The sequence below is a fragment of the Streptomyces incanus genome (assembly GCF_042656345.1).
GTDB classification, from domain to species: domain Bacteria; phylum Actinomycetota; class Actinomycetes; order Streptomycetales; family Streptomycetaceae; genus Streptomyces; species Streptomyces incanus.
In genome coordinates this window covers 1-1,557 of the sequence record NZ_JBHSPC010000030.1, presented here as the reverse complement: position 1 = coordinate 1,557, position 1,557 = coordinate 1, and the positions used below count along the sequence as shown (strand labels likewise).

The window sequence follows — 1,557 nt, the reverse complement described above, 5'->3', positions numbered from 1 at the left end:
ACCCCGCCGACGCCCTACGCGAACTCGGTCTCACCCGATGAGCACGCATCACGCCTGGCCGTACACGCTGAGCACCGGCACGGTCAGAGCGGGGCAAGATAGCGCGGGATCGCCGGTTAGCCAAACCGGCGTTTCCAGAGACGATTATTTCGCCAACTTCCGCTCTTGAGCACAACCACGGATCTAAGCGGCAGTGAAAGCGCATCGCCGCTGTCGGTCCGGAATTCGCCGCGCCGCGTTCTCCGTTCGCGAACTGTGTCGTCCATCTCTGGACTCTTCCACAGATCCGTCTAGTGTTCCGTACTCCCCGGAGAATAGCCGTACTTGCCCAATGAGCGGATAGCAACCATTGCCAACGCCAAACCACATCGCGAGAAGGAGGCCGCAGCGTACCCTGCAGCTCCCCGCCATCATGCCGTCTCACCCGATAGCCAAGCGCCTCTCCTGACCAACACCTGGTATTCCACCAGCGATCTCGCCGCTTGTCTGAGAGTAGACGCCTCGACCCTGCGCCGCTGGCGCACCGCTCAGCCCCCTCAGGGTCCGCCTTTCGTCACGGTCTCGGAACGCGTCGTCATGTACAGCGCCCTCGACGTCGAGGAATGGCTGCGCCGCCGACGTACCGTCCCGGCCAAGGGGCCCAGTGGCCGATAAGACCAACGTTCCTGTCGGTGTCCGGCTGTCCACCGACATCGAGTACCGTCCTGATCGCCCCACTCCGTATCGGGCACGCGTCCGGTGGACCGATCCGTCCAGCAAGCGACGCCAGTCACTGTCCGAGGGAAAGGACAGCGAAGAAGAGGCCCAGGAATGGCTGCAAGCCATCATCGAGGCCGCACAGGCCGGCCTGAGCCCGTCGCTGGCCACCATGAAGCTCGCCGAATACGGCGAAGCAAACATGGACCTCGCCCTGCGCGGCCTGGAGTTGAAAACACTGGACCCCTACCTGTCGGGCTGGCGGATGCGTGTGGTTCCCGCCCTGGGCCACCTCGCGGTACGGATGATCACCAACGGCGTGGTCGACCGCACCGTGCAGAACTGGATCGCCGATGAGCACAGCCGCTCGACGGTGAAGAACACCATCGCCGTCCTGGTCCGCGTCATGGAGCAGGCAGTACGTGACGGCATCATCAAGGTCAACCCCGCCCGGGTGACCGGCTGGCAGAAACTCTACAAGCAGGCCGAGGACGAACTCCTCGACCCACGCGCGCTGGCCCTGCCCGACTGGGAAACCCTCGTCACGCTGGCCGACGCGCTCGTGGCCGCCTCCCACGACCACTACCGCGGCTGGGGAGACGTGGTCATCTTCGCCGCGTGCACCGCCGCACGGATCGGCGAGGTCTCAGGCTGCCGCGTCGGAGACATCGACACCACCCAGTGGATCTGGACCGTGCGGCGTCAGACCACACCCGCGCCCGGTGGGCTGACCGACAAGGGCACCAAGGGCAAGCGGGCCCGCAAGGTTCCCATCGTCGAGGAGATCCGTCCCCTCGTCGCTCAGCGCGTCCTGTCCGCCGGCCCGAATCCCGATGCCCGCCTCTTCACCGGCCCGCGCGG

At 65.8% G+C, this 1,557-nt stretch carries 2 protein-coding genes; both read left to right on the top strand.

The window, feature by feature from the left end; translation table 11 throughout:
* The first annotated feature begins 324 nt into the window (after window positions 1-324).
* A complete protein-coding gene (locus ACFP2V_RS11710) occupies window positions 325-654 on the top strand; it encodes a helix-turn-helix domain-containing protein (protein WP_381209591.1) in 330 nt (109 codons plus the stop codon).
* Window positions 644-1,557 (top strand): site-specific integrase (locus ACFP2V_RS11705; protein ID WP_381209588.1); only part of this gene is annotated, 914 nt, incomplete at its 3' end. The genes ACFP2V_RS11710 and ACFP2V_RS11705, both read left to right, overlap by 11 nt.